This window comes from Roseateles agri, assembly GCF_034043675.1.
GTDB lineage: Bacteria > Pseudomonadota > Gammaproteobacteria > Burkholderiales > Burkholderiaceae_C > KK5.
Window position 1 is genome coordinate 1 of record NZ_JAXCLA010000009.1, and the last position, 22,617, is coordinate 22,617.

Here is a 22,617-nt window from a genome sequence, read left to right on the forward strand (position 1 = left end):
GTGAGAATGCTCATGGACTTCCCCTTCCGGATGCGTTGATGAGATATCGCACTTCCCATCGTGGCATTCAGTTGCCGTTCGCCGCAACGCGGCCCATTCGGGACGGGGAAGTCCCTTTCATTCGTTAAGGCTGCACAAGGATTGGCAGGCTGTCGCGCGTCGTCGATCTTCCCAAAGACTGCAATGCTTTGTATCCTTTGCTGTCCAGACTCGCACTAAGCGAGCGGCAGACAGCGATTCAAGATCGCATAAGGGGAGATCTCATGGACCAGCTTCTCAAGACGGCCATTGCAAACAAGCAACTTGTCGAGTTCTCATACAGCGGGCATCAGCGCATAGCCGAGCCCCACGTGTTGGGAATCAATGGTGGGGCGTTGCAGTTCCTCGGCTACCAGGTCGGCGGATCAAGCAGTTCCGGTGGCATTCCTGAGTGGCGCAGGTTCGACTTAAACAAGATGTCGAACCTCTCGCTTCTTCAGCAGACCTTTCCTGGCAAGCGCCCATTCCCCTCCGGTAAGCACAGTTCTTGGGATCAGCAACTGGCCATCGTGGCGTAGCGCTGCCTGACCTGCAGTTACAGCGGACGCCCAACGACGCCGCTGAATTTTGACGTTAGCTGACTCAGGTCTACATATGTCGTGCTACCAGTGCTCAAACCGTGCGATGTACAGAGTTGGTCAGCAAGGCGTACCGCTTTGCCTAGATTGCTACTTTAAGTACTCGCAGATACAGCAGCAAGAGGTCGAGAACAACGAGCGGATGCTGAACTATCTCAGTGATCAGATTTCCGCCTCTGTGGGGTTGCCACCTATGGGTCCACGATTCCAGTCGCGGCCCAGGCCAGTCGTTGTCGCGGGGGCAAAGTTGAACAACATTAATGTCAGCAACAGCGTAGTAGGCACGATTAACACGGGATCTATTGGTACTGTCGATCAGTCGATCAGCGCGCTTGTTCAAATCGGCGAGCCTGTGCTAGCGGATGCATTGACGACACTGTCAGAGGCCGTTCTACAGAGCGGCGATCTCACGAGAAATCAGAGAAACGAGATCGTTGAATCGCTGAGCGTCATCGCGAAGGAAGCGGCGACCCCGAAAGAGTCGAGGCAGAACACCGTAGCGCTGTCCCTGATCGAGAAATCTATGCGCGTAACAGCGCTCGCCAATGACATCACAGACATCTGTCAAAAATGGTGGCCGGTTCTTCTCGCCGCATTCAGCGTGGGCGGTGCGAACTAGCCATTTATTCCAATGGACGCCTAACGGTGTCTATTTAGGTCAGACGTTGGTTTTTCCATGGACCAATTGATAGAAATACTTAAGCAAGTCGTCCTCGCTCTCGGCGTCATCGCCCCGGCGGCAAAAATTCTTCTAGGCTGGGCGCTCCCACCGAAGAACCTCGAGGAGCGATATACAAGAATCGATCGCTTCTTCAAAAACGCGCCCTTTGAGCTTCCTCCATTGCTCTTGGAGGCATCCTTTGGGGCCGCCATGGGGCATCTCAAGATGAGCGCACCGGAGATTCATCTGCTACTTCGACAAGCTGAGCCAACTCGCTTTTTCGAGCGCTACCTTCATGTCCAGCAATACGTTGCCCCAAACGTCGATAGCACCCGGTTTGTTCTGCGATCTGTTGCTGCTAGTCGTTTTTGGCGTAACGCTGTACGGTGGCTCCTTTTTGTTCTGTACTGTGTTTTTGCCAGCGCTTCGGGGTGGCTCGGTCTTTTCGGCATTCCTCCGCTCGTCACAAAGGCTAATTGGTCGGCAGTAGCCGGGGCGGGGGGGGCTATGCCTAATCTTTGGTTGGGCTGCTTGGTTCTTCCTTGTCGAGGGGCGGCGTATCTCGTGGGCAATTCAGCTAGAGGCCTCCCAGAATGCAATTTGAAGTCAACTTTGAAGTGACCTGCAACACTGCTAGGACCGAGCTGAGGGCTCACTCGGAGTTTTGAAGCTCAGTCGGCGCCGCTGAATCTAGTCGTTGAGCCTCATCAGAGCTGGATCAATGAGCGGCTGATTCCCCCAAATTTCGAAGAGGCTCCAACTTCGCCATCCGGCGAATCGCTTGCTGGGCGAGCGTGCCTCCTCACTAGCAACCACCTCACCTTACCGGCACACTCGCGCAATTCGCCGTGCTGAACCTGTCCACCATCAGCCGAAAGCTCTCGCCCTCCTGGAAGCGCTGCCACTGCTCCAGCGGCAGTTGGCAGTTCCAGTCCACACCGTTGCGCTCTGAGCGCAGCTGCAGCAGATAGCGCTGCGTGCGCTTGCCGGCGCGTTCGGCACCGATCTCCTCGGGTGGGAGGTCGGCGAGCTGTGGCGTCGGCCAGCGCGGCGGTTCGGTGGCCGGTCCACTGGCCTGGGCGACCCAGCGTTTGCGCCATTCCGCCACCGTGTATCGACAGTGTTCGGCAAGGCCGGATCGGACACCGCTCGGATCCGCAATCATTCGCCGCTCGACGCCGCCGGCGCCGGGCGGCAGTTCGTCGCACCAGCCGGAGCCGGTTTCCAGCACGCGCTTCTCGACTTCGATCTCGTACAGCCAGGTCTTGGCTTCGACCTTGACGCTGAAGCCGCGCGGGCCGAACAGGCGCCAGCTCAGGGCAAGCACCGGGATCAAAAGCAGGGCGAGGAAGGCGAGGCGGCGCGGCCGGGGTCTCATCCGCGCATTGTCGATCGACGGCGCGGGCGTCGGCTCAGGCTTCGTCCAGCAAGGGACGCAGCATTTCGTCCCAGGTCGCGAGGTCGTCGAAGCTGATGTGCAGCCAGTCCATCGCAATGCCGTGGTTGGTGGCCCAGTCGGCATCTTCGGGCAGGCTTTCGTGGCGGCGCATCAGGTGTTCGGCCACCAGGCCCATCGCGATCAGCGTGTGCACCTCGGCCTCGATGCCGGCGTCGCCGAGCGAGCTGAAGTCGTGGTGCAGCCGGATCGCGGCCATCAGCTCGGTGGGCATGTTCCAGGCGCGCGCGGTCAGCGCGCCGACGACGGCGTGGTCGGTCTTGTGGTTGACGTTTTCGGTAGCGATGAAGGGGCGGTCGATACGCGCATTGGCTTCGATGATCGTGCCGCCGTAGCCGCGCACGCTTTGCAGCAGCACCGGCATGCCCACGTGCAGGAACAGGCCGAAGGAATGGGCGAGCCCGGTGGAGACGCCGGGCAACTGCTCAGCGATGAAGGCGCAGGCGATCGCGCGCTTGGTGGAGCGCTCCCAGAAGCGCGCCAGGTGCGGGCTGTTGACGGGAATGGCGTTGCGCGCGAGGAAGCCGGTCATCACCGCGGCCGTCTCCTTCAGGCCGATGCGGTTCATCGCCTGGCCGACGGTGGTGCAGGGCAGGCCTTGCGGCCGGTGCAGCGGGCCGTTGGCGATGCGCAGCAGGGTGGCGGACATGGCCACGTCGGCGGCGGCGATGCGGGCCACGGCGTTCAGGTCAGGTTCGGCCTCGCGCATGGCTTCGCGCAGTTGGAGCAGCAGCTCCGGGCAGGGCGGGATGAGGATCTGCTTGAGCGCACCCTGCGCACGGGATCTGTCAATTTCTTGGCGGATTTGCTGGCTATTCATGGACTGCTGGTGTTGCGGCCCGGCGGCGGGCGGTGGGCACGGCCGGAGCACCGCTACGATAGCTGCGACCCGGCACGGCCTGCCGCAACTTCTCCACGGTTGGGCGCTTTTGTTGCGCATGCTTTTCACAGTCCGCCACTTGCTCCGCATCCGGCGCGCCCTTGCGCGCCGCGCCGGGGCCATGGTGCTGGGCGCGCTGCTGGCCACGGCGATGCCGGCCCAGGGGCTGGACAACGACAAGCTGACCGAGGCCGCGGCCAAGCTGGGCCCGCGCGCGGTGGCCGAGGTGCAGCCGCTGCTGCAGATGATCGGCCGCGCGGCGGCGCTGGATGAGGAAGCGCGCATCACGCTGGTCAACAACTACATGAACCAGCGCATCGCCTTCCGCGAGGACATCGATGTCTGGGGCGTGATCGACTACTGGGCCACGCCGCTGGAGGCCTTGAACAAGGGCGCCGGCGACTGCGAGGACTACGCGATCGCCAAGTATTTCAGCCTGCTGTCGGCCGGCATGCCGATCGCCAAGCTGCGCATGGTTTACGTCCGTGCCTCGCTGCGCGGGCAGTCGCTGGCCCACATGGTGCTGGCCTACTATGCGCAGCCGGGCGCCGATCCGCTGATCCTGGACAACCTGATCCCGGACGTGCGGCCCGCCTCGCAGCGGCCCGACCTGCGCCCCGTCTTCAGCTTCAACAGCGAAGGCCTGTGGCAAGGCACCGGCACCGTGACGCAGGGCGACCCGGTGGCCCGGCTCTCCTTGTGGCGCAACCTGTTGCAGAAGGCCAAGGCCGAAGGATTCTGAGATGGACGACCGAATGAAGACGATGAGAACAAAGGGAATGCCATGTCGCTGATGCGTCAAGTCTGGTTGCTGGTGCTGGGCGTGGTGCTGGCCTCGCTGGTGGGCAGCGTGACCGTGTCCACCGGCTCGGTGCGGCAGGTGCTGCAGACCCAGCTGCAGATCAAGAATGCCGACAACGCCGCGGCGCTGGCGCTGGCCCTGTCGCAGCAGGGCGGCGATGCGCAGCTGATGGAGCTGCTGATCTCCGCGCAGTTCGACACCGGCGCCTACCAGAGCGTGTTGTGGCGCCAGGCGGACGGCAAGCTGGCCTTCGAGCGCCACGCCGAGCCGCGGCCCAGCGGCGCGCCGGCCTGGTTCATCGGCCTGATGCCGATCGAGGTGCAGCCGGGCGTGGCCCAGGTGTCCAACGGCTGGAACGCGATCGGCTCGGTCGAGGTGCGCAGCCAGTCCTCCTACGCCTACGACGAGCTGTGGCGCAGCACCCTGCGCAGCGCGGCATTGCTGGCGGTGGTGGGCCTGATCGCCGGCGTGCTGGCGCTGTTCGTGCTGCGGCGCATCCGCCGTCCGCTGGACAGCGCGGTGAAGCAGGCGCAGTCCGTCGTGGATGGCAGTTATGCGATGGTCGAAGTCTCGCGCGTGCCGGAGCTGCAGCGCCTGACCGAGGCGATGAATGCGATGGTGCAGCGCGTGCGCGGCATGTTCGAGGCGCAGTCCGAGCAACTGCAGGTGCTGCGCCTGCAGGCGCATGCCGATCCGCTCACCGGCATGAGCACGCGCAAGCACTTCCTGGCCGAGCTCGATTCGGCGCTGACGCGCGACGAAGGCCCGGCTGAGGCCGGCCTGGTGCTGGTGCGCCTGCGCGACCTGGCGGGCCTCAACCAGCGCCTGGGCCGGGTGGCGGTGGACCAGGTGCTAGTGACGATCGCGCATGCGGTGAAGGTCTATCCGGAGCGCGTCAACGGCTGCCTCGGCGGCCGGCTGAACGGCGCCGACTTCGCGCTCTGGCTGCCTGCGCCCGATGTGGCGCGCGAGACCGCGCAGGCGCTGGCCGAGGCGCTGCGCTCCAGCCTGCCGGCTTTCGGCAGTGGCATCCAGGTGGCGCTGGGCGCGGTGGACCTGCCGCGCGAGCGGCCGCTGGGCGCCTGGCTCGGCATGGCCGACACGGCGCTGGCCCGCGCCGAGACGCAGCCGGGCTTCACCGTCGAGGCCATTGCCACCCGCGCCAATGTCGACCTGGAGAACCAGGGCGAGCGCGCCTGGCGCGTGCAGATCGTCGAGGCGATCAAGGAACGGCGCGGCCGCCTGGTCCCGTACCCGGTGCTGGACCGCGAGGGCCAGGTCTTGCATCTCGAATGCCCGCTGCAGCTGCAGCTTCAGCCACAAGGGCCCTACGAGCCCGCCGCGCGCTGGCTGCCGCTGGCGATCCGCAGCCGGCTGACGGCCGAGGTCGACGCACTGGCCGTTGGGCTGGCGCTGGAGGCGATCACCAAGGACGGCCAGGCACGCTGCATCAATATCGCGCCGGGTTCGCTGCTGGACGGTGGCTTCGTCGCTCGGCTGCGCGAGCTGGTCTTCCAGTCGCCGCCGGCGGCGCGCAAGCTGGGCCTGGAGCTGGCCGAAGGCGCGGCCGTCGAGCACTTCGAGCTGCTGCAGGAGATGGGTCGCCAACTGCGGCCGCTGGGCGTCAAGCTGGGCCTGGAGCATGCCGGCGCGGGCCTGGCGCAGGTCGAGCGCCTGTACCAGGCGGGGCTGGACTACGTGAAGCTGGACGCCTCGGTTGTCACCGGCATTTCCGGCGATGCTGCGCGCGCCGCCTTCGTGCGCGGCATGCTGATCATGCTGCGCAGCCTGGCGCTGAAGGTCTATGCGGAGGGCCTGTCCGACGCGATGGACGTGCAGGCCGTCTGGGATTGCGAGCTGGATGGCGTCACCGGCCCCTGGGCGACCGCACGCCGCCGGCCTCAGTAATCCTCAGTAGGGATCTGCGACCAGCGCGTGGTTCTCACCACGGATGCGGCGCTGCTCCTGCTGATGGGCCCGCCACAGCAGGAACACCGTCTGGGCCAGCAGCAGGCCGGCCAGCCCCAGCGCCACCGCGGCGGACACGTCCGCGCCGGCCAGCCGGCTGCGCGACTGCTCGACGTAGACGCCCACCAGGCCCCATAGCACGCCCATGCCGTAGGCTGGGTGGCCGTGCAGCTTCGCATTGGCCCAGAACAGCAGCAGCGCGGCCGCGGCCCACAGGATCAGGCTCCAGGGCAGCATGTCGCCGACCGGCAGCAGCTTGTAGGCCACCGCGACCTGCGCCGTGTTCAGGAACACCGCCAGCGACAGCCAGCCCGCGTGCAACCCCAGCGGCAGCAGCCCCAGCCACAGATGCCCGCGCGGATCCTCGGCGCGGGCCATCAGCAGGCAGCCGTACAGCACGCAGCCGAGCGCGGCCCAGATGATGATCAGCGCCAGCCAGAACAGCTGGGCCGAGAACACGATCATCCAGCTCGCCGTGAGCCCGAAGCCGACGATGGTGAGGATGCGCAGCGCCTTCTGCTCGCGCAGCGCGGGGCGGCGGCGCAGCGCCTGCCAGACCGAGAAGCCCAGGTCCAGCACGAAGATCACCGACCAGATCGCGAAGGCGTAGCCCGCGGCGACCAGCAGGGTCGGGTAGCGGTCCGACAGCGTCGCGCTATCGGGCCCGAACCATCCCAGCTGCGTGAACAGGGCGACCATCGGCATGGCCAGGGCGGCCAGCAGCAAGAGCACTTTCATCTCGACTCCCAAGCGGCGGTGTTGTAGCCGCCGACATGGCAATCGGTGTGCCGTGCGTCCTTTGGGCCCTCAGCCCACGGTGACGATGTCTCCGCCGTGCAGCGCGAAGGGCCGGCCCAGCCGCCGGTCCTCGAAGAAGTTCTGCAAGGTCTGCCGCACGGTGCGGAAAGCGATCTCGTCCCAGGGCACCTCATGCTCGTGGAACAGCCGCGCCTCCAGCGTCTCCGGGCCCGGATTGAACTCGGGCGACAGCAGCCGCGCGCGGTAGAACATGTGGATCTGCCCGACCGACACGACATTCAGCAAGGTGTACAGCGGCAGCAGCTCGATCTGCGCGCCGGCTTCCTCGTCGGTCTCGCGCTTCGCGCCCTCGGCGGCGGTCTCGCCCAGTTCGAGAAAGCCCGCCGGCAGGGTCCACAAGCCGTAGCGCGGCTCGATCGCGCGTTTGCACAGCAGCACCTGGCCGTCCGGCCCGTCGCCCCACACCGGCAATGTGCCGACGACGTTGATCGGGTTCTCGTAGTGGATCGTGCCGCAGGCCGTGCAGGTGGCCCGCTCGCGGTTGTCGTCCGGCGGGATCTGGTAGATGCACGGCGCGCCGCAGGCGGAACAGAACTTGAGGCGGTGGGCTTGGAGGAGCGGCATGGAGAGAGTTTACGGGGCCGCGCGTTACGATCCTGCGGCCATCGGCGGATGAGGGGCGGGGCGAAGCTGGACTGAAGCGATGAGAAACATCACCGAACACAACATCACCGAGGCCGTCATCGCACGCTTCGCCGGCTGCGACGACTCGCGCCTGAAGGAGATCATGAGCTCGCTCGTGACGCACCTGCACGCCTTTGTCCGCGAGACCCGGATCACCGAGGCCGAATGGGCGAAGGGCATCGAGTTCCTGACCGCCACGGGCCACATCACCGACGACAAGCGGCAGGAGTTCATCCTGCTGTCGGACACCCTGGGCGTGTCGATGCTGACGGTGGCGATGAACCATACGAAGCCGCCCGCGGCCACCGAGGCGACGGTGTTCGGCCCCTTCCACGTGGAAGGGGCGCCGGTGTTCGAGAACGGCGCCGACATCTCCGGCGGCGCGCCGGGCGAGCCGCTGTTCGTCAACTGCACGGTGCGCGGCCTGGACGGCGAGCCGATCGCCGGCGCGATCGTCGACACCTGGCAGGCCGACGACGACGGCTTCTACGACGTGCAGGTCGCCGGCCTGGAGCAGCACCGTGCGCGCGGCACCCTGCGCACGGACGAGGCGGGCCGCTTCTGGTTCCAGTCCGTGCTGCCAGTGGCCTATCCGATCCCGACGGACGGGCCGGTTGGCGCGATGCTGGTCGCCACCGGCAGGCACCCGTGGCGGCCGGCGCACGTGCACTTCCTGATCCGCGCGCCCGGCTACGAGACGCTGACGACGCATGTGTTCCGCGCCGGCGATCCCTACCTGGACTCCGACACCGTGTTCGGCGTGCGCGCCTCCTTGCTGGCCGAGTTCGTGCCGCACGCCGCCGAGGCGGGGCGGGGGCGCCATCACACGCTCGATTTCGGCTTCGTGCTGGCGCCGCAGAAGGGGTGAGAGCACCCTGAGGCCGTGGTGCCGCATGGCATCATGGCCTGATGGAACTGTTCAACTACTTTCGCTCGTCGGCCTCCTGGCGCGTGCGCATCGCGCTGGCGCTGAAGGGCCTGGACTACGACTACACGGCCATCCACCTGGTCAAGAAGGAGCAGCTCGCCGAGGACTTCGCGGCGATGCAGGCTTCCCGGCTGGTGCCGCTGCTGCGCGACGGCGATGAGCTGCTCGGCCAGTCGATGGCGATCATCGAATACCTGGACGAAACCCACCCCGAGCCGCCGCTGCTGCCGGCCGACGCGCTGGGCCGTGCCCGCGTGCGCGCGCTGGCGCAGGACATCGCCTGCGAGATCCATCCGCTGAACAACCTGCGCGTGCTGCGTTACCTGGTGCACGACATGGGCCTCTCCGACGACCAGAAAAACCGCTGGATCCGCCACTGGATCGAGGAGGGGCTCGCGGTCGTCGAGCGCAAGCTGGAGGCCGGCCCGGCGGGCCGCTTCTGCCATGGCGACGCGCCAGGCCTGGCGGACTGTGTGCTGGTGCCGCAGATCTTCAATGCACAGCGTTTCGAGGCGCGGCTGGACCACGTGCCGCGCGTGCTGCGCGTGCACGAGGCCTGCATGACGCTCCCGGCCTTCGACCAGACCCAACCTTCGAAGTGCCCCGATGCCGAGTGACGACTTGATCCACGAAGACTGGCTGCTCCCCGACTGGGACCTGCCGCATGTGCGCGCCTTCATGACGACGCGGGCCGGCGGCGTCAGCACCGGCATCCACACGAGCATGAACATCGGGCGCTCGGTCGAGGACGATCCGCAGGCGGTGGCCGCGAACCGCGCGCACGTCGACGCGGCGCTGGGCGCGCCGGCACTGTTCCTGTGGCAGGTGCACCGCCCGGACGTGCTGCATCTGCAAGCCGAGCACCTGCAGTTGGACGAAGCGCCCAAGTTCGATGCGGCGGTGAGCACCTCGCCCGGCCTCGGCGTGGCGATCCAGGCGGCGGATTGCCTGCCGGTGCTGTTCGCCGCGCCGCGCGGCGTGGCCGGCGCGCATGCGGGCTGGCGAGGCCTGGCCGGCGGCGTGCTGGAGAACACCGTGCGCGCGCTGTGCGAGGCGGCCAACTGTCGGCCGCAGGACATCCATGCGTGGATGGGCGCCTGCATCGGCCCGACGGTCTTCGAGGTCGGCGCCGACGTGCTGGAGGCCTTCGGCCATCCGCAGCCTTCGGCGGACGACAAGCGCTTCTTCGCCTACCGGCCCAATGCAGCCGGCGAGCCGCGCTGGCGGGCCGACCTGCCGGGCCTGGCGCGCGAGCGTCTGGAGGCCCTGGGCCTGGCCGCCGTCAGCGGCGGGCGCTGGTGCACCTACAGCGAAGACTCAAGGTTCTTCTCGTACCGGCGGGAGCGGCTGGGCGGGCGGATGGTCGCCGCCATCGCGCTGCGCTGAGGCAGGCGTGCGGCGGCTGCGGCCGCCGCGGTAGCGCGCACCCATCACGTAGAGCACGATGCTGATCGGCAGCAGGCCGTACAGGACGAAGGTGATGCAGGCGCCGAGCAGGCTGCCCTGGGTGCTGGTCGCCTCCGCCGCCGCCATCAGCAGCGCGACGTAAAACCAAGCGATCGCTACCAGGTACATGGGCTGGATTCCGCCACGGAAAGAGGGCTCAAAACGGGCAAGCGTACACCAGCGGCGCGCCGCCAAAAGTACGCACGACTGTGGCAAGCTTCTCGCCTCCGTCGCCATGCAGCGACGCAGCCGATCCCGGAAGTCCAAGGAAACCTATGTCGAGCAAGAAAGCGGCGGGCCTGCCGCAATTCCCGTCGCAATTCCCGTCGATTTCGCCGAGCGCCCTGTCCGCGCTGCAGTCCGACTACCTGGCCCAGGCCACCGCGCTGTGGAACGAGTCGCTGAAGGCCGGTGCCGCCGAAACCAAGCCGCTGCCCGATCGCCGCTTTGCCAACGCCGCCTGGAGCGGCAACCCGGCCAGCAGCTTCGTCGCCCAGATGTACCTGCTGAACTCGAAGATGCTGCAGCGCATGGCCGAGCAGGTGGAGGGCGACGACAAGCTGAAGCAGCGGGTGAAGTTCGGCGTGCAGCAGTGGATCGACGCGGCCTCGCCGAGCAACTACCTCGCGCTCAACCCCGAGGCGCAGGCGCTGGCGGTGAGCACGCAGGGCGAGAGCCTCAGCAAGGGCCTGCAGCAGCTGTGGGGCGACGTCCAGCGCGGCCATGTTTCGCAGACGGACGAGAGCGCTTTCGAGGTCGGCCGCAACGTCGCCACGACCGAAGGCAGCATCGTGTTCGAGAACGAGCTGTTCCAGCTGATCGAATACAAGCCGCTTACCAAGGAGGTCTACGAGCGGCCGCTCTTGATGATCCCGCCGTGCATCAACAAGTTCTACATCCTCGACCTGCAGCCGGATAATTCACTGATCCGTTACTCGGTCGAGCAGGGCCACCGCACCTTCGTCGTGAGCTGGCGCAACCCGGATGCGAGCTGCAAGGCCTGGACCTGGGACGACTACATCGAAAAGGCAGCGATCCGCGCGATCGAGGTCGTGCGCGAGATCGGCGGCACGAAGACGATCGACACCCTGGGCTTCTGCGTCGGCGGGACGATCCTCGCCACCGCGCTGGGCGTGCTGGCCTCGCGCGGTGAGCATCCGGCCGAGAGCGTCACCCTGCTGACGACCTTGCTGGACTTCTCCAGCAACGGCATCCTGGACATCTTCATCGACGAGCCCGCCGTGCAGCTGCGCGAGGTCACGCTGGGCGACAAGGCGCCCGGCGGCCCGGAGCTGCTGAAGGGCCAGGAGCTGGCCACCACCTTCAGCTTCCTGCGGCCCAACGACCTGGTGTGGAACTACGTCGTCGGCAACTACCTGAAGGGCGAGGCCCCGCCGCCCTTCGACCTGCTGTACTGGAACGGCGACGCGACCAACCTGCCCGGCCCGATGTACTGCTGGTACCTGCGCCACACCTACCTGCAGAACGAGTTGCGCGAGCCGGGCAAGCTGATTGTCTGCGGCGAGCAGCTCGACCTGTCGAAGATCAAGGCGCCGGTCTACATCTACGGCTCGCGCGAGGACCACATCGTGCCCTGGGACAGCGCCTACCGCTCCACGCAAGTGCTCAGCGGCAAGAAGCGCTTCGTGCTGGGCGCCTCGGGCCACATCGCCGGCGTGATCAACCCGCCGGCCAAGAAGAAGCGCAGTCACTGGATTGGCAAGGCGGCGGCGCTGCCGGCCGATCACCAGCAGTGGTTTGACGGCGCCGTGGAGCATCCGGGCAGTTGGTGGACCGACTGGTCCGCCTGGCTGGCCTCGCATGCCGGGGCGAAGAAGCCGGCACCGAAGTCACCGGGCAACCGGACGCACAAGGCCATCGAGCCCGCGCCCGGCCGCTACGTGAAGCAGAAAGCCTGAGCGATGAGCCCCTCGCCTGCGAGTACGCAGTCGGTCCCCCGAGGGGACGGCGATGCTTGCCGGATCGACCGGCAAGCACATCGCCAGGCGGGCCGGCTTGGGAGCGGCCCGGCGCGCGGCCCGTGAATACCCGGCGCCAAGAACCTAATGTTGTGTGTGAGCAATAGTTACCTGAACGGAGAGTGAAGACCATGAGTACAGACATCGTCATCGTTGCAGCGGCCCGCACTGCCATCGGCAAGTTCGGCGGTACCCTCGCCAAGACCCCGGCCGTGGACCTGGGCGCGGCCGTCGTGCAGGACCTGCTGCGCCGCTCGGGCCTGGAAGGCGGCCAGATCGGCGAGCTGATCTTCGGCCAGGTGCTGCAGGCCGGCTGCGGGCAGAACCCGGCGCGCCAGACGGTCATCAAGGCCGGCCTGCCGAACACGGTGCCGGCCATGACGATCAACAAGGTCTGCGGCTCGGGCCTGAAGGCCGTGATGCTGGCGGCGCAGGCCATCCGCGACGGCGACAGCGAGATCATCATCGCCGGCGGCCAGGAGAGCATGAGCATGAGCCCGCACGTCGTGCCCAACTCGCGCGAAGGCATGCGCATGGGCGACTGGAAGATGATCGACACGATGATCAACGACGGCCTGTGGGACGCCTACAACCACTACCACATGGGCATCACGGCCGAGAACGTGGCCAAGGAATACAGCGTCACCCGCGAGCAGCAGGACGCGCTCGCGCTGGCCTCGCAGCAGAAGGCCGCCGCGGCCCAGGAATCCGGCCGCTTCAAGGACGAGATCGTGCCGTTCTCGATCCCGCAGAAGAAGGGCGATCCGATTGTTTTCTCCGCCGACGAATTCATCAACCGCAAGACCAGCGCCGAGGGCCTTGCCGGCCTGCGTCCGGCTTTCGACAAGACCGGCAGCGTGACGGCGGGCAATGCCTCGGGCCTCAACGACGGCGCCGCCGGCCTGGTGCTGATGAGCGCGGCCAAGGCCGCCGCGCTGGGCCTGACGCCGCTGGGCCGCATCGCGTCCTACGCCAGCGCCGGCCTGGATCCGAAGATCATGGGCATGGGCCCGGTGCCCGCCGCCCGCAAGGCGCTGGAGCGCGCCGGCTGGAAGCCGCAGGACCTGGACCTGCTGGAGATCAACGAAGCCTTCGCCGCCCAGGCCTGCGCCGTCCACAAGGAGATGGGCTGGGATCTGTCCAAGGTCAACGTCAACGGCGGCGCCATCGCGCTGGGCCACCCGATCGGCGCTTCCGGCGCGCGCATCCTGGTGACCCTGCTGCACGAGATGCAGAAGCGCGACGCCAAGAAGGGCATCGCCTCGCTGTGCATCGGCGGCGGCATGGGCGTGGCGCTGACGGTGGAGCGTTGACACCACATTCGGCTGCAACCCCGGAGCAACCCGCTTGACCCTGCCTGTCACATGCGAGACTCTTACGTTCGACAGGCGAACGACGCGTCTTCTTCAAACGAGAGACAGATGAGCCGTCGGGGCGCGTAGGACGCGGCGCCCGGCGATGGCTCCAGGAAGGAGACTCAAATGAGCAAGAAAGTTGCATACGTCACCGGCGGCATGGGCGGCATCGGCACCGCGATGTGCCAGCGCCTGCACAAGGAAGGCTTCACGGTGATCGCCGGCTGCGGCCCGAGCCGCGACTACGACAAGTGGCTGACCGAGCAGGCCGCGCTGGGCTACCAGTTCCATGCCTCGGTCGGCAACGTCGGCGACTGGGATTCCACCGTGCAGGCCTTCGACAAGGTCAAGGCCGAACACGGCACGGTCGACGTGCTGGTAAACAACGCCGGCATCACGCGCGACGGCATGTTCCGCAAGATGAGCAAGTCCGACTGGGATGCGGTGATGAACACCAATCTCGACAGCATGTTCAACGTCACCAAGCAGGTGATCGAGGGCATGCTCGACAAGGGCTGGGGCCGCATCATCAACATCTCCTCGGTCAACGGCGAGAAGGGGCAGTTCGGCCAGACCAACTACTCCGCCGCCAAGGCCGGCATGCACGGCTTCACGATGGCGCTGGCGCAGGAAGTGGCGGCCAAGGGCGTGACGGTCAACACCGTGAGCCCCGGCTACATCGGCACCGACATGGTCCGCGCGATCAAGCCCGAGGTGCTGGAAAAGATCGTCGCCACGATCCCCATCAAGCGCCTGGGTACGCCGGAGGAAATCGCCTCCGTCGTGGCCTGGCTGGCGAGCGAGGATTCGGGCTTCACGACCGGCGCGGACTTCAGCTGCAACGGCGGCCTGCACATGGGCTGAGCTGAATTCAGCTCGCGGATGAAGCGGCCTGCGGGCCGCTTTTTTCTTGCCGTCCGCAGGGCGTGAATAGTCACTGCGGCGCGCAGACATAACGTGCAATTCGCACGGAGTCAAAAGCGCTTTGGAACATAGACTGCCGGGCTGCTTCCTCTTCGATCCATGCTGTGCCAATTGCTATCAGGACACTCGTCCTCGCCTTCGTCCTGTTGCTGAACCTGGGCTCCCCCGTTATTGCGAGGGCTACACCGTCTGTCGCCGCACCGCCGCCGCTGGTGTTCGCCTTCAGCGAGCTGGCGCCGTGGAAGCTCAGGGGAGAGGCGGGCACCGAGGAACACGGCGGCGTGTACACCGAGATCGTGCGAGAACTCGCGCGGCGCGTCGGCCGGCGCCTGGAGATCGTCGACTGCCCGTACAAGCGCTGTTTGCGCTTGATGGAAACGGGCCAGGCGGACCTGGCCATCGGCGTGATCGAAACGCGCGAGCGGGACGTCTACATGAAGTTCCTTCGCACGCCGCATCGCAGCCATAGCGCCGACCGGGTGTTCTACGTGCGCGCCGGCGATGCGTCGCGGATCCGGAGCTATTCGGACCTCTACGGTCTGACCATCGGTGTCGCGAATGGCGGCGTGTACTTCGAGCGCTTCGACAGCGATGCGCGGCTGACCAAAGAGGTGGCGGCCGACAACGCCACCAATTTCCAGAAGCTGATGCTGCATCGCGTGGACGCCGTCGCCATCGCCGAGGACCAGGCCGCGGCGCTGAGAAGCGAGATGCATCTGGAATCGCAACTGGAACCGGCGCAACTGCACATCCCTGACCTCTCCACCCGCTCCGTCGCGGTGTCGAAGCGATCGAAGGCCATGGCCATGCTGCCGGCGCTGGAGAAGGCGATGCACGACATGCGCAGCGACGGCACGCTCGCCGCGCTCTACGACCGGCATTACTACACGCGATATGGACTTAACAGACGGCAGGTCAAGGTCGACTGACGGCTTGTCATCCAGGCTGCGTATCCTGCGCCGCCATCAGAACCGGACAGATAGATAGACAACAACGAGGACTGCGATGACTTTGAACAAGCTGCGAGTCGGCACCCGCCTGGGTGCCGGTTTTGCTTTGATTCTTCTGCTGCTGGCATTGATGCTGCTGATCAGCGTGCTGCGGCTCAACAGCACGCTGGCGTCCGTGCAGCACATGATGGCCCTGCCGCTGGCCAAGGAGCGGCTGGTCGAGGAGCAGCTGCGCAATGTGTCCGTCGGTGTCACCCGTGGCAAGGCGATCGCGAAGAACGCCGACGGCAGCCTGGAAGCACTGTTCCGCGACGAAGCGAGCGCGGCGACGACGCGCGGCAACGAGATCGTCAAGGCACTGGCCGAGATGCCGCTGGCCGAAGACGAGAAGGCGCTGTTCGACAAGTTCGGTTCGTCGCGCGCGGCTTTCCTGGACAGCCGCAACCGCATCATGGCCGCCAAGCGCGCGGGCAATGCCGACGAGGCCAACCGCATCTATGACGCCGAATTCAGCCCGGTCTCCGCGGCCTACGTCGCCTCGCTGGCCGCCATCGTCGACTACGAGCACAAGGTCATCGACGACCTGAACGCCCAGATCGCGGCCGACGCCGCGCGCGGCAAGATGCAGCTGGTGCTGCTCGGCACCGTGGCGATCGCGCTGGGCGTGGTGCTGGCAGTGCTGCTGACGCGCTCGATCACGCGGCCGATGGCGAACGCGGTGCGGCTCGTCGATGCCGTCGCGCGGGGCGATCTGACGCAGCACCTCGAAGCCGATGGCCGCGACGAGATCTCGTCCCTCGTCGCTTCGCTCGGCCAGATGAACGCGGGCCTGACCCGGCTCGTGCGCCAGGTGCGGCAGTCGTCGGAAAGCATCCAGACGGCCAGCCAGGAGATGGAGCTGGGCAACAACGACCTCAGCGCCCGCACCGAGCAGCAGGCCAGCGCGCTGGAGGAGACGGCCTCGTCGATGGAGCAGCTCAATGCCGCCGTGCGGCAGAACGCCGACAGCGCGCAGCAGGCGAACCAGCTGGCCAAGAGCGCGTCCGAGGTGGCGATCGAGGGCGGCAAGGTCGTCGATTCCGCCGTGGAAATGATGAAGGGCATCAACGACGCCTCGCGCAAGATCGCCGACATCATCGGCGTCATCGACGGCATCGCGTTCCAGACCAACATCCTGGCGCTGAACGCCGCCGTGGAGGCCGCGCGTGCCGGCGAGCAGGGGCGTGGCTTCGCCGTCGTGGCCGCGGAAGTGCGCTCGCTGGCCGGCCGCTCGGCCGAGGCGGCCAAGGAAATCAAGCAACTGATCGGCGCCAGCGTCGAGCGCGTGGAGCAGGGCACGGCGATGGTCGACAAGGCCGGGGCGACGATGACCGAGGTGGTCGGCAGCATCCGCCGCGTCACCGACATCATTGGCGAGATCAGCGCGGCCAGTGGCGAGCAGTCCTCAGGCGTGTCGCAGGTCGGTGAGGCCGTGACGCACATCGATCAGGCCACGCAGCAGAACGCCGCACTGGTCGAGCAGATGGCCGCTGCGGCCAGCGGGCTGAAGTCGCAATCGGAGCAACTGGTGCAGGTGGTCTCGACCTTCAAACTGACGGCCTGACGGCGCCGATTCTTGTTTACCATGCGCCCGTTTTCCTTTCTGTAAACGGAGCAGCTGATCATGGCCATGGACGTCGTCGACTACGAGATCAAGGGTTCGGAAATGCAGTTCGTCGAGGTCGAGCTCGACCCCGGCGAGGCGGCGATCGGCGAGGCCGGCTCGATGATGTTCATGGAGTCGGGCATCGAGATGGACACGGTGTTCGGCGACGGCTCGGCCAACCAGGGCGGCCTGTTCGGCAAGCTGCTGGGCGCGGGCAAGCGGCTGATCACCGGCGAGTCGCTGTTCACGACGATCTACACGAATCAGGGCCAGGGCAAGCGGCGCGTGGCCTTTGCCGCGCCCTATGCCGGCAAGATCATCCCGATGGACCTGCGCCAGCTCGGCGGCACGCTGATCTGCCAGAAGGACGCCTTCCTGTGCGCGGCGCGCGGCGTGTCGCTGGGCATCGCCTTCCAGAAGCGCCTGGGCGCCGGCTTTTTCGGCGGTGAGGGTTTCATCATGGAGAAGCTGGACGGCGACGGACTGGCCTTCGTGCACGCGGGCGGCACGATCGAACGCCGCACCTTGGCGGCCGGCGAAACCCTCTACGTCGACACCGGCTGCGTCGTGGCCTACACGCCGGGCATCGATTTCGACATCCAGTACGTCGGCAAGATCAAGACGGCGCTGTTCGGCGGCGAGGGCCTGTTCCTGGCGCGCCTGAGCGGCCCCGGCGAGATCTGGCTGCAGAGCCTGCCGCTGTCGCGCCTGGCCTCGCGCATCTTCGCCGCCGCCCCGCAGCGTGGCGGCCACAAGGAAGAGGGCTCGGTGCTCGGCGGTTTCGCCGCGGGCGGCCTGCTCGGTGGCCTCATTGGAGGGGACGACGAATAAGCCTTGTCTCAGGGAACGGCCGGGCGGGCCGCCTACACTCCCGCCTTGCCTTTTTCCGATCCGAGGATTGCTTCGATGTTCCCCAAATCCTGGCTCGGCGCCGCGCTGGCGCTGATGCTGGCGGGCGCCGCCCACGCGGCCCCGCCGATCTTCGTGCTGAACTCGCTGGATGCCGACATAAGCATCGTCGACCCGGTCAGCTTCACCCAGGTCAGGCGCATCCCGACTGGCAAGGAGCCGCACCACCTGTACCTGACGCCGGACGAGAAGTCGCTGGTCGTCGCCAACGCGCTGGGCGATTCGCTGACTTTCCTCGATCCGAAGACGGCCGAGGTCCAGCATGTGCTGCGCGGCATCTCCGACCCGTACCACCTGCGCTTCTCGCCCGACATGAAGTGGTTCGTCACCGCGGCGAACCGGCTCGACTTCGTGGCGATCTACCGCTGGCAGCCCAAGGACCCGGCCAACCCGCTGCAACTGGTCAAGCGCATCCCGGCGCCGAAGACGCCCAGCCACCTGTTCATCGACAGCAAGAGCACGACGCTCTACGCCAGCCTGCAGGACAGCGACGAGCTGATGGCCATCGACCTGGCGACGCAGACGCCGCGCTGGACGATCAAGGTCGGCAAGATGCCGGCCGACGTGTTCATCACGCCGGACGACAAGTACATCCTCGTCGGCCTGACCGGCGGCAGCGAGGTCGAGGTCTACGACATCTCCGCCGGCGGCAAGACGCCCGCCAAGCTGGTGAGGAAGATCGCGACCGGCAAGGGCGCGCACTCGTTCCGCGCCTGGGGCGACCAGCGGCATGTGCTGGTCAGCAACCGCGCGGGCAACTCGATCAGCAAGATCGACCTGCGGACGATGAGCGTCGTCGACCAGTTCCCGGGCCCCAGCGGCCCGGACGACATGGAGGTGATGGGCGACGGCAAGACCCTGCTCGTCACCTCGCGCTGGGCCGGCAAGCTGACGATGATCGACACGGTGACGCACAAGGTGATCAAGCAGGTGAAGGTCGGCAAGTCGCCGCACGGCGTCTGGACCTTGGACCACATGCCGCGCCAGTGATGCTGCTGCGCCGCTCCCTGCTGGCGCTCGGCGCCGCGCTGGCCTCGGCCTGCGTGCTCGCCCAGCCCTGTGACAAACCGGTCTACCTGACCTTCGACACCGGCCACATGGGCGTCGCGCCGCTGATCGCCGAGACGCTGAAGAAGTTCGACGCCAAGGCCACCTTCTTCCTCGCCAACGAGCCCACGCTGACCGGCGGCATGACCTTGGATTCGACCTGGGCGCCCTGGTGGAAGGAGCGCGCGGCCGAGGGCCACGACTTCGGCGCCCACACCTGGAACCACGACATCTGGCTGGAAGACATTCCCGATGCCGAAGGCAAGGTGACGCGCTTCAAGGTCCGCACCGTGGCCGGCATGAACGAGCCGGTGGTTCACGAGGTCACGGCCGAGGAGTACTGCGAGAGCCTGAAGAAGGTCGGCGCGCGCTTTCAGGAGATGACCGGCCGGCCGCTCGATCCGATCTTTCGCGCGCCGGCGGGCCGCGCCTCGAAGGCCCTGCTGGCGGTGGCGCAGCGCTGCGGCTTCCACCACGTGGGCTGGAGCGCGGCGGGCTTCCTGGGCGATGAGCTGCCCTCCGACAAGTACCCCAACTCGCAACTGCTCGAGAAAGCCCTGAAGAACATCAAGCCGGGCGACATCCTGCTGGCTCACCTGGGCATCTGGTCGCGCCAGGACGCCTGGGCGCCGGCGGTGCTGGAGCCGCTGATGCAGGGATTGAAGGAGCGCGGCATGTGCTTTGCGCCCTTGCATGAAAATCCGCGCTATGCGCCGCTGATGTCGCCGGCCAAGGCCGGTGGCGGCAATGGAGCCGGCAACGGCGGCAGCAGCAAGCCCGCAGCGAAGTCCGCACGACAACGATGATCGATTGGTTCAGCGATCTGTTTGCCACCTGCCAGGCCTGGATCTACGAGACCCTGGTCCAGCCGGTCGTGTTCGGCCTGGGTTACGGCAACCTGCTGGAAGACGCCTTCGACGCCACCGGCTGGCTGCTGGTGGGCCTGCTGCAGGTGGCGGTGATGCTGGTCTTCATCCGTGCGCTGGAGCGCTGGCGCCCGGCCGAGCCGGTGACCGATCGCCAGGCCATCCGCGTGGACGTGATCTACACGCTGATCCACCGCCTGGGCCTGTTCCGGCTGGGGCTGTTCTTCGCCATCGATCCGCTGTGGGACTGGCTGTCCGGCCAGATGCGCCTGGCCGGCGTGCCGAGCTTCCAGCTCGATGGCGTGCTGCCCGGCATCACCGACATCGGCTGGGTCAGCTTCCTGATCTATCTGGTGTTCTTCGACTTCGTCAACTACTGGCTGCACCGCGCGCAGCACGGCTTCGAGTGGTGGTGGCAGCTGCATGCGCTGCACCACAGCCAGCGTCAGATGACGATGTGGAGCGACAGCCGCAACCACCTGCTCGACGACCTGATCATCGACAGCGTCTTCGTGCTGCTGGCGCGCTTCTTCGGCGTGGCGCCGGGGCAGTTCGTCGCGCTGGTGGCGGTGTCGCAGCTGATGGAGAACCTGCAGCATGCGAACACGCGGATCTGGTTCGGGTCGCTGCTGGAGCGCGTCTTCGTCAGCCCGCGTTTCCACCGGCTGCACCACTCGATCGGCTTCGGCCATGAGACCGAAGGCCGCGGCACCTTGGGCGGCCACAACTTCGCGGTGCTGTTCCCGGTCTGGGACGTGATCTTCGGCACCGCCAGCTTCGAGGCGCGCTGGGATCCGACCGGCGTGCGCGACCAGTTGAGCGAAGAGGGCGGGCGGGATTACGGGCGTGGCTTCTGGGCGCAACAATGGCTCGGTGTGAAGCGTCTGATCTGGAGATCGAGCTGATGGTGAATCTTTTGGGCCGCGTGGCCGATGCCTTCTGGCGCGCGATCGTCTACTGCCTGCATCCGCGGGTGATCCTGCTGTCGCTGCTGCCGCTGCTCATCTCGGCGGGCCTGGCCTTCGGCCTGGGCTACTTCTTCTGGGAAGCGGCGGTGGACGGCGTGCGCGAGACGATGTCGTCCTGGCAGGTGATCAACACGATGCTGGGCTGGCTCGACTACGTGGGCGCGGGCGGCTTCCGCTCGGTGCTCTCGCCGCTGATCGTGCTGGCGCTGGCGCTGCCGGTGATCATCGTGTTCAGCCTGCTGCTGGTGGCGCTCTTGATGACGCCTTCGCTGGTGCAGCTGGTCGCGCGCCGGCGCTTCCCGGCGCTGGAGAAGAAGCGTGGCGCGCCGTTCTGGATGGGTGCGCTGTGGTCGGTGTGGAACGCGCTGATCGCGATCGTCGCGCTGGTCATCAGCGTGCCGTTCTGGCTGATCCCGCCGCTGGTCCTGATCGTGCCACCGCTGATCTGGGGCTGGCTGGGCTACCGCGTGTTCTCGTTCGACAGCCTGGCCGATCATGCGTCGAAGGAAGAACGGCGCCGGCTCATACGCGAGCACCGCATCCCGCTGCTGGCCATGGGCATCGTCACCGGCTATCTGAGCGCGCTGCCGGCGGCCATCTGGGCGATCGGCGTGATGGCGGTGGCGCTGGCGCCCTTCCTGATCGTCGCCTCGATCTGGCTGCACATGCTGGTGTTCGCGTTCTCCACGCTCTGGTTCACCCACTACACGCTCGGCGCGCTGCACGAGCTGCGGCTGCGCGAGGCGGCCGTGCCGAAGGCGACCGAGCTGGTCGTCGAACTCCCGCCGCGTGACGAGCACGAGCCGCTGCCGCCGAGCCCCTCGAACTACCTGCCACCTGCTGCCCACCCATGAACATCGGCCTGATCATCATTGGCGACGAGATCCTGTCCGGCAAGCGCCAGGACAAGCACCTGTCGAAATTCATCGAGCTGCTGGCCGAGCGCGGCCTGTCGCTGTCCTGGGCGCAGTACCTGGGCGACGACCGGGCGCTGATCGTCGAGCACCTGAAGCGCGCCTTCGCCAGCGGCGACCTCGTCATCAGCTGCGGCGGCATCGGCGCCACGCCGGACGACCACACCCGCCAGGCCGCGGCCGCTGCGCTGGGGCAAGATCTGGCCCTGCATCCCGAGGCCCGCGAGCTGATCTGGCAGCGCGTGCAGCAGATGGCGACGGAGCAGGGCACGACGGTGGCGGCTGACCACCCGGACACCCTGCGCCGCTTCGAGATGGGCGTGTTCCCGGCCGGTGCCTCGATCATCCCGAACCCGTACAACAAGATCCCCGGCTTCTACGTGGGCGACGTCCACTTCGTCCCCGGTTTCCCGGTGATGGCCCATCCGATGATGGCCTGGGTGCTGGACCAGCGTTACCCGCAGCTGCGCCGCGCGGTCGGCGTGCTGGAGAAATCGCTGATCGTCCAGGGCGCGATGGAAGCGACCTTGACGCCGCTGATGGAGGCCATCGAGCGCGACTTCCCCGGCATCAAGGTCTTCAGCCTGCCCAGCGTCGACCACCCGCAGTGGGGCCGGCACATCGAACTGGGCGTGAAGGGCGAAGCGGCGTTGCTCGACGCCGCGTACGCCGCGCTGAAGACCGGCCTGGCGCAATATGGTGCGCAGATAAGCACTGAACTGGTGCGTTGATTTGCCTGCTGATGCACCAACACGGTGATGCATTTCGCAGCCCCTTGGTGCAGCGGGACGCATAATCCGCAGCCGCAAGGGCGTGTCACTGAACTGCCTTCCTTGGCATACAAACTGCTTGTCAAGGA

Annotated in this window: 23 protein-coding genes; 18 read left to right on the top strand and 5 right to left on the bottom strand. The window is 66.7% G+C overall.

The genetic code is table 11. The annotated features are described in order from the left end of the window. Positions 1 to 263 precede the first annotated feature (263 nt). Together SNE35_RS25020 and SNE35_RS25025 are read left to right on the top strand one after the other, a co-directional pair. Positions 264 to 557 carry a hypothetical protein gene (locus tag SNE35_RS25020; RefSeq protein ID WP_320425762.1) on the top strand — a complete coding sequence of 98 codons (294 nt, stop codon included), beginning with the start codon at positions 264 to 266 and terminating at the stop codon, positions 555 to 557. Between the two features lie 202 nt (positions 558 to 759). Continuing rightward, on the top strand, positions 760 to 1,236 hold the full coding sequence (locus tag SNE35_RS25025; RefSeq protein WP_320425763.1) for a hypothetical protein: 477 nt from the start codon (positions 760 to 762) through the stop codon (positions 1,234 to 1,236). A gap of 859 nt (positions 1,237 to 2,095) precedes the next feature. Here the strand turns inward: SNE35_RS25025 and SNE35_RS25030 are convergent. Both SNE35_RS25030 and SNE35_RS25035 read right to left on the bottom strand, forming a co-directional pair. After that, positions 2,096 to 2,656: a hypothetical protein gene (locus SNE35_RS25030; RefSeq protein WP_320425764.1), complete on the bottom strand. Its 561-nt coding sequence runs from the start codon at positions 2,654 to 2,656 to the stop codon at positions 2,096 to 2,098. A 34-nt stretch (positions 2,657 to 2,690) separates the two neighbouring features. Continuing rightward, positions 2,691 to 3,554 (bottom strand): HDOD domain-containing protein, encoded by an 864-nt coding sequence (locus tag SNE35_RS25035; protein ID WP_320425765.1) that lies wholly within the window; start codon positions 3,552 to 3,554, stop codon positions 2,691 to 2,693. Between the two features lie 139 nt (positions 3,555 to 3,693). Between SNE35_RS25035 and SNE35_RS25040 the strand changes: the two genes are divergently transcribed. Together SNE35_RS25040 and SNE35_RS25045 are read left to right on the top strand one after the other, a co-directional pair. Next, a complete protein-coding gene (locus SNE35_RS25040) occupies positions 3,694 to 4,356 on the top strand; it encodes a transglutaminase-like cysteine peptidase (protein WP_320425766.1) in 663 nt (220 codons plus the stop codon). 42 nt (positions 4,357 to 4,398) lie between these two features. Next, the gene (locus tag SNE35_RS25045; protein WP_320425767.1) at positions 4,399 to 6,324 is read left to right on the top strand and encodes an EAL domain-containing protein; all 1,926 of its coding nucleotides are present in this window, start codon (positions 4,399 to 4,401) and stop codon (positions 6,322 to 6,324) included. Positions 6,325 to 6,327: 3 nt separating this feature from the next. Here the strand turns inward: SNE35_RS25045 and SNE35_RS25050 are convergent, their stop codons facing one another. Next, positions 6,328 to 7,122 (bottom strand): TspO/MBR family protein, encoded by a 795-nt coding sequence (locus SNE35_RS25050; RefSeq protein WP_320425768.1) that lies wholly within the window; start codon positions 7,120 to 7,122, stop codon positions 6,328 to 6,330. 69 nt (positions 7,123 to 7,191) lie between these two features. Further along, the gene (locus SNE35_RS25055) at positions 7,192 to 7,767 is read right to left on the bottom strand and encodes an NUDIX hydrolase (protein ID WP_320425769.1); all 576 of its coding nucleotides are present in this window, start codon (positions 7,765 to 7,767) and stop codon (positions 7,192 to 7,194) included. A 79-nt stretch (positions 7,768 to 7,846) separates the two neighbouring features. On the opposite strand from SNE35_RS25055, the gene SNE35_RS25060 reads away from it, so the two are divergent. The 3 genes from SNE35_RS25060 to pgeF are packed head-to-tail and all read left to right on the top strand — an operon-like array spanning position 7,847 to position 10,141. Beyond that, positions 7,847 to 8,695, top strand: a complete 849-nt coding sequence (locus tag SNE35_RS25060) for an intradiol ring-cleavage dioxygenase (protein ID WP_320425770.1) — start codon at positions 7,847 to 7,849, stop codon at positions 8,693 to 8,695. A 41-nt stretch (positions 8,696 to 8,736) separates the two neighbouring features. Continuing rightward, complete coding sequence (maiA, locus tag SNE35_RS25065) at positions 8,737 to 9,372, top strand: maleylacetoacetate isomerase (RefSeq protein ID WP_320425771.1); 636 nt, start codon at positions 8,737 to 8,739, stop codon at positions 9,370 to 9,372. Further along, positions 9,362 to 10,141 (top strand): peptidoglycan editing factor PgeF, encoded by a 780-nt coding sequence (gene pgeF / locus SNE35_RS25070; protein WP_320425772.1) that lies wholly within the window; start codon positions 9,362 to 9,364, stop codon positions 10,139 to 10,141. The genes maiA and pgeF overlap by 11 nt, the downstream gene beginning before the upstream one ends. Here pgeF and SNE35_RS25075 read toward each other — a convergent pair. Next, positions 10,073 to 10,330 carry a hypothetical protein gene (locus SNE35_RS25075; protein ID WP_320425773.1) on the bottom strand — a complete coding sequence of 86 codons (258 nt, stop codon included), beginning with the start codon at positions 10,328 to 10,330 and terminating at the stop codon, positions 10,073 to 10,075. The two genes, pgeF and SNE35_RS25075, sit on opposite strands and share 69 nt — an antisense overlap. A gap of 146 nt (positions 10,331 to 10,476) precedes the next feature. On the opposite strand from SNE35_RS25075, the gene phaC reads away from it, so the two are divergent. From phaC to SNE35_RS25130, 11 genes are all read left to right on the top strand, one after another. Further along, positions 10,477 to 12,120 carry a class I poly(R)-hydroxyalkanoic acid synthase gene (gene phaC, locus SNE35_RS25080; RefSeq protein WP_320425774.1) on the top strand — a complete coding sequence of 548 codons (1,644 nt, stop codon included), beginning with the start codon at positions 10,477 to 10,479 and terminating at the stop codon, positions 12,118 to 12,120. A gap of 191 nt (positions 12,121 to 12,311) precedes the next feature. Next, complete coding sequence (locus SNE35_RS25085) at positions 12,312 to 13,493, top strand: acetyl-CoA C-acetyltransferase (RefSeq protein WP_320425775.1); 1,182 nt, start codon at positions 12,312 to 12,314, stop codon at positions 13,491 to 13,493. 168 nt (positions 13,494 to 13,661) lie between these two features. Beyond that, positions 13,662 to 14,399 (top strand): acetoacetyl-CoA reductase, encoded by a 738-nt coding sequence (gene phbB / locus SNE35_RS25090; protein ID WP_320425776.1) that lies wholly within the window; start codon positions 13,662 to 13,664, stop codon positions 14,397 to 14,399. 272 nt (positions 14,400 to 14,671) lie between these two features. Further along, positions 14,672 to 15,388, top strand: a complete 717-nt coding sequence (locus SNE35_RS25095; protein WP_320425777.1) for a substrate-binding periplasmic protein — start codon at positions 14,672 to 14,674, stop codon at positions 15,386 to 15,388. A 76-nt stretch (positions 15,389 to 15,464) separates the two neighbouring features. Beyond that, a complete protein-coding gene (locus tag SNE35_RS25100) occupies positions 15,465 to 17,012 on the top strand; it encodes a methyl-accepting chemotaxis protein (RefSeq protein ID WP_320425778.1) in 1,548 nt (515 codons plus the stop codon). Between the two features lie 60 nt (positions 17,013 to 17,072). Further along, complete coding sequence (locus SNE35_RS25105) at positions 17,073 to 17,885, top strand: TIGR00266 family protein (protein WP_320425779.1); 813 nt, start codon at positions 17,073 to 17,075, stop codon at positions 17,883 to 17,885. A gap of 75 nt (positions 17,886 to 17,960) precedes the next feature. Continuing rightward, positions 17,961 to 18,953: a YncE family protein gene (locus SNE35_RS25110; RefSeq protein ID WP_431312791.1), complete on the top strand. Its 993-nt coding sequence runs from the start codon at positions 17,961 to 17,963 to the stop codon at positions 18,951 to 18,953. Beyond that, the gene (locus tag SNE35_RS25115; protein WP_320425780.1) at positions 18,953 to 19,816 is read left to right on the top strand and encodes a polysaccharide deacetylase family protein; all 864 of its coding nucleotides are present in this window, start codon (positions 18,953 to 18,955) and stop codon (positions 19,814 to 19,816) included. Before SNE35_RS25110 ends, SNE35_RS25115 begins: the two co-directional genes overlap by 1 nt. Next, positions 19,813 to 20,781, top strand: a complete 969-nt coding sequence (locus SNE35_RS25120) for a sterol desaturase family protein (RefSeq protein WP_320425781.1) — start codon at positions 19,813 to 19,815, stop codon at positions 20,779 to 20,781. The genes SNE35_RS25115 and SNE35_RS25120 overlap by 4 nt, the downstream gene beginning before the upstream one ends. Further along, the gene (locus tag SNE35_RS25125) at positions 20,781 to 21,698 is read left to right on the top strand and encodes an EI24 domain-containing protein (RefSeq protein WP_320425782.1); all 918 of its coding nucleotides are present in this window, start codon (positions 20,781 to 20,783) and stop codon (positions 21,696 to 21,698) included. The genes SNE35_RS25120 and SNE35_RS25125 overlap by 1 nt, the downstream gene beginning before the upstream one ends. Continuing rightward, the gene (locus tag SNE35_RS25130) at positions 21,695 to 22,489 is read left to right on the top strand and encodes a competence/damage-inducible protein A (RefSeq protein WP_320425783.1); all 795 of its coding nucleotides are present in this window, start codon (positions 21,695 to 21,697) and stop codon (positions 22,487 to 22,489) included. The genes SNE35_RS25125 and SNE35_RS25130 overlap by 4 nt, the downstream gene beginning before the upstream one ends. Positions 22,490 to 22,617: the final 128 nt, after the last annotated feature.

Bases quoted from the DNA above. Each gene is read 5' to 3' on its own strand.
- SNE35_RS25100 (WP_320425778.1), top strand. From the start codon at position 15,465: ATGACTTTGAACAAGCTGCGAGTCGGCACCCGCCTGGGTGCCGGTTTT.
- SNE35_RS25115 (WP_320425780.1), top strand. From the start codon at position 18,953: ATGCTGCTGCGCCGCTCCCTGCTGGCGCTCGGCGCCGCGCTGGCCTCG.
- SNE35_RS25130 (WP_320425783.1), top strand. From the start codon at position 21,695: ATGAACATCGGCCTGATCATCATTGGCGACGAGATCCTGTCCGGCAAG.
- SNE35_RS25075 (WP_320425773.1), bottom strand. From the start codon at position 10,330: ATGTACCTGGTAGCGATCGCTTGGTTTTACGTCGCGCTGCTGATGGCG.
- SNE35_RS25060 (WP_320425770.1), top strand. From the start codon at position 7,847: ATGAGAAACATCACCGAACACAACATCACCGAGGCCGTCATCGCACGC.
- SNE35_RS25110 (WP_431312791.1), top strand. From the start codon at position 17,961: ATGTTCCCCAAATCCTGGCTCGGCGCCGCGCTGGCGCTGATGCTGGCG.
- SNE35_RS25085 (WP_320425775.1), top strand. From the start codon at position 12,312: ATGAGTACAGACATCGTCATCGTTGCAGCGGCCCGCACTGCCATCGGC.
- SNE35_RS25025 (WP_320425763.1), top strand. From the start codon at position 760: ATGCTGAACTATCTCAGTGATCAGATTTCCGCCTCTGTGGGGTTGCCA.
- SNE35_RS25045 (WP_320425767.1), top strand. From the start codon at position 4,399: ATGTCGCTGATGCGTCAAGTCTGGTTGCTGGTGCTGGGCGTGGTGCTG.
- pgeF (WP_320425772.1), top strand. From the start codon at position 9,362: ATGCCGAGTGACGACTTGATCCACGAAGACTGGCTGCTCCCCGACTGG.
- SNE35_RS25055 (WP_320425769.1), bottom strand. From the start codon at position 7,767: ATGCCGCTCCTCCAAGCCCACCGCCTCAAGTTCTGTTCCGCCTGCGGC.
- phaC (WP_320425774.1), top strand. From the start codon at position 10,477: ATGTCGAGCAAGAAAGCGGCGGGCCTGCCGCAATTCCCGTCGCAATTC.
- maiA (WP_320425771.1), top strand. From the start codon at position 8,737: ATGGAACTGTTCAACTACTTTCGCTCGTCGGCCTCCTGGCGCGTGCGC.
- SNE35_RS25105 (WP_320425779.1), top strand. From the start codon at position 17,073: ATGGCCATGGACGTCGTCGACTACGAGATCAAGGGTTCGGAAATGCAG.
- SNE35_RS25120 (WP_320425781.1), top strand. From the start codon at position 19,813: ATGATCGATTGGTTCAGCGATCTGTTTGCCACCTGCCAGGCCTGGATC.
- SNE35_RS25020 (WP_320425762.1), top strand. From the start codon at position 264: ATGGACCAGCTTCTCAAGACGGCCATTGCAAACAAGCAACTTGTCGAG.
- SNE35_RS25035 (WP_320425765.1), bottom strand. From the start codon at position 3,554: ATGAATAGCCAGCAAATCCGCCAAGAAATTGACAGATCCCGTGCGCAG.
- SNE35_RS25030 (WP_320425764.1), bottom strand. From the start codon at position 2,656: ATGAGACCCCGGCCGCGCCGCCTCGCCTTCCTCGCCCTGCTTTTGATC.
- phbB (WP_320425776.1), top strand. From the start codon at position 13,662: ATGAGCAAGAAAGTTGCATACGTCACCGGCGGCATGGGCGGCATCGGC.
- SNE35_RS25050 (WP_320425768.1), bottom strand. From the start codon at position 7,122: ATGAAAGTGCTCTTGCTGCTGGCCGCCCTGGCCATGCCGATGGTCGCC.
- SNE35_RS25125 (WP_320425782.1), top strand. From the start codon at position 20,781: ATGGTGAATCTTTTGGGCCGCGTGGCCGATGCCTTCTGGCGCGCGATC.